Origin of the sequence: Asticcacaulis sp. (assembly GCF_027484505.1) — a bacterium.
Taxonomy (GTDB): Bacteria; Pseudomonadota; Alphaproteobacteria; order Caulobacterales; family Caulobacteraceae; genus Asticcacaulis.
The window spans coordinates 1-2,863 of sequence record NZ_JAIXSV010000270.1 but is presented as its reverse complement, the minus strand read 5'-3'; the positions used below and the strand labels follow the sequence as shown (position 1 = coordinate 2,863).

3 protein-coding genes are annotated in these 2,863 nt (G+C 46.0%); 2 read left to right on the top strand and 1 reads right to left on the bottom strand.

Annotation, left to right across the window (positions count from 1 at the left end; all coding sequences use genetic code 11):
* The first annotated feature begins 247 nt into the window (after positions 1–247).
* On the top strand, positions 248–1,051 hold the full coding sequence (locus Q0072_RS15945; RefSeq protein ID WP_298332107.1) for a hypothetical protein: 804 nt from the start codon (positions 248–250) through the stop codon (positions 1,049–1,051).
* On the opposite strand, the gene Q0072_RS15940 is transcribed toward Q0072_RS15945, so the two are convergent.
* Positions 1,043–1,564 carry a hypothetical protein gene (locus Q0072_RS15940; RefSeq protein ID WP_298332105.1) on the bottom strand — a complete coding sequence of 174 codons (522 nt, stop codon included), beginning with the start codon at positions 1,562–1,564 and terminating at the stop codon, positions 1,043–1,045. The two genes, Q0072_RS15945 and Q0072_RS15940, sit on opposite strands and share 9 nt — an antisense overlap.
* Before the next feature lie 185 nt (positions 1,565–1,749).
* Here Q0072_RS15940 and Q0072_RS15935 point away from each other — a divergent pair.
* A partial coding sequence (locus Q0072_RS15935; protein ID WP_298332102.1) for a hypothetical protein occupies positions 1,750–2,863 on the top strand: 1,114 nt, incomplete at its 3' end.

The following is a 2,863-nucleotide window of genomic DNA, read 5'->3' as shown; positions in this document are numbered from 1 at the left end:
GTTGTTGTTGTTGTCGTTGGCGAGAAGCCATGTACTGCATGTACTCGGCTCTGCTGTTAAATTTCGGCGGTCTGGCAGCCATGGCGAAACAGAAGGAAATGTGTGTTTATTTTGTGAGCTGCAAACTTAATTTTTTTTTCTTGACATTTTTTTTTTTGATCGAGAAAAATATAACATAACAATCATTAAATCGCCGATGGTCCCACCAAGAAAAAAAACAGCTGTTCCATCCACATTGAAGATCTTTGTGCTGGAAAAAGCAGACGACACTGCTTTGAAGGAAGGGACGCTTTGCAACAGCCTTGAAGATCCATGGGTGAGCTGGGAGAAACAGCATGGTCGAACCAGATGTTTTTTGCAGTGCACCGTCCAAGGAAACGCAGCCAATGAAGACGACAACATAAACATTTGGCAGACAAAACACTTTGACCCAATTACCACGCCGCTGACAGACGTAGTTGATTTGCAATTTTGTCCGGAATTGACCGTCTTCCCGGTTGTGTTTCAACCGCATTCGCCTCTCTGCACCGCTGCCAAAATAAGTAAAATTATCAAGGCCGTTTGCCGCTCCACTTCTACTAACGGCTTGGCAGAAGCCAGCACCGTTGCGTCGTTTGCGCAAGCCATGTCTTCAGCTTCAAATGCTTCAATAAGTTCAACAAATCACAAAAAAAGTCAACGCCACAAGCGGCAAAAGGACGATGATGACGATGATATTCATGATGTGGACATGGACAATGACCAGGAGGAAGATGATACAAGTGATCAAGAAGAGTACGAGGATGAAGAAGAAGGAGGAGGCGGAGACGAACATGACGAAGAGGAGGATGAGGAGCAGGAATTTGAATATCCCGATGAATATGGCGAAGAAGATGAAAGTATTGTCGTTTCGGAAGAGGAAGAAGACGACATGGTGTGGAAAGACGAAGAAGAGGAAGAAGAAAAAGAACATGAAGAGGAAGAAGAAGAGGAAGAGGAAGAAGAAGAAGAAGAAGAGGAAGAAAAAGAAAAGAAAGCAGCAGGAAGGAAAAAGAGATTGCGTTTAAGATAGCAACAAAGCCATGTCGTTGGACGCGGCTTCCGCTTCATCATCTCTGATAAACCCAGTCATGGGAAAATTAAACTTTTCGTGCTTGACTTTTAAAACTTCAATGCAATGCCGATAAACTTCATGTTTGACTTCCGGCGCAAGCTTGCTCATGTATTGGTTGAACATGCAACCAAATACAGACATGGCGGGGGCCAATGGCTGGTTTTTGTCGTACAAAGATGTGAATTTTGTGTTCTTGAACCAGTAAATGGTCGACTTGTTCCCATCTTGATCGTGGACGACTTCTGCCAAAACAATAGACTTGCCAGCTGCCGTGACATTGATTCTACAAGCTACACCCCAAGCAGTCACAAAAAAGAGCGAGTTGTCTTGTTTGTGAGATTGATTTTTTCCGGCCTTGAGGCGTTCCGACCACTCGCTTGCATAGCCGGCAATTTCGTCTTTTGTTGGCGCCTCGCAAACAAGCTGTTGGAAGAGTTCCAACACAAACTTTTCAGCAGCTGCCTCCTCCATCCTTTTTAAGAAAAATGTGATTTTTCATCCAAAAAAAAAGTCGGGTTTTGGGCTTGCTTGCGACAAAAAAAAAATAGATTTTTTTTTTTCTGAACAAAAAAAAAAATGGGAAGAAGGAAAAAAAGGTATTTTTTCCATACACTTCATTTTTCTTTTCTTCTGCAAACATGGCGGAAAGAGGAACTTTGGCACAAGGCACCACGCTCACCACGAAAGAGTTTTTGGAAGCGTGTCGAAGAGAAGGCTTTACTGGTCACAGCGAAAAAGGCACGGCCACCCATGTGTCCATGGATGGATCAAACGATTGTGGACACAACGGCAGCTTTCATGTCCCGCCTGGCAAAAATAGCATTTTTCTTAATTTGATTGCACGCACGCTTGCTGGCGGCCATCCTCTTTGCATTTCGGCGAATGGTCCACCCGACAAAGATGGTGTGTTTGCCTTTTTTGTCGATATTGATGCCAAGAAAATGCTTGATCCCGACCAGGCGTCGGAAGAGAAGATGCTGGCCGTCGCGGGCGCCATTTTCAGCTTGGCCGAGCCCATGTTTCGTGACGAAAAGTGGTCTGCTTTTATGATGGACAGGAAAAGGCTGCCAAGAATGCTGTACGAGCGCTGGCCATCCTTGTGCGTGTCCATCAGCGACATTCTCTCTGAATTCCGCTCCAATCCTTTCACCATAGCCGAGGTCCAGCCCACTACCGGACAAAACTTTACCCTCACCGACCTGTTCATCACGGACGTTGACGCGCAAAACTGGATAGGCAGTATTTTTGCGGCCGCGGTGGCTTACCACACCCAGAATGTCGTGCGCACTTTCTATCCAACTACGGATCCGAAAAACAAACTGTTTGACGCCTTTGCCATGGCTTCCATCAACGGCACTTCCAAACCCAGTGACAAAATCGGTGCTCATGTGCACATGTTTCGTTTGCGTGTCACCATTGATCAAATTCTGTCCATTGCCTCGGCGCTGCAAAATACCCTGGTCAGACTGGCTGGGGATGTCATGGCCGAAAGTGTCGATTTGGGTACATTCACGCCTGGCTTTGTGAACATCCGTATTCCTTTTAACTGGAAAGCCGAGGAAATCGCCAAGGCGCAACGAAAGGAAAGTGAGAATAGCAACAGCAACAGCAAGCGCAAACGAACTAGAATTGAAGCGTTGGGTCCGATCAGCTACAACCAACAAAAATACTTGATCAACAAAAAGTACGTGTGCGTGGCTTACTTGCCTGCATCCAAGAACGGGGCGGTGGATCTGGATTCTGATCTCGGTCGTTACTTGTGCATCGACC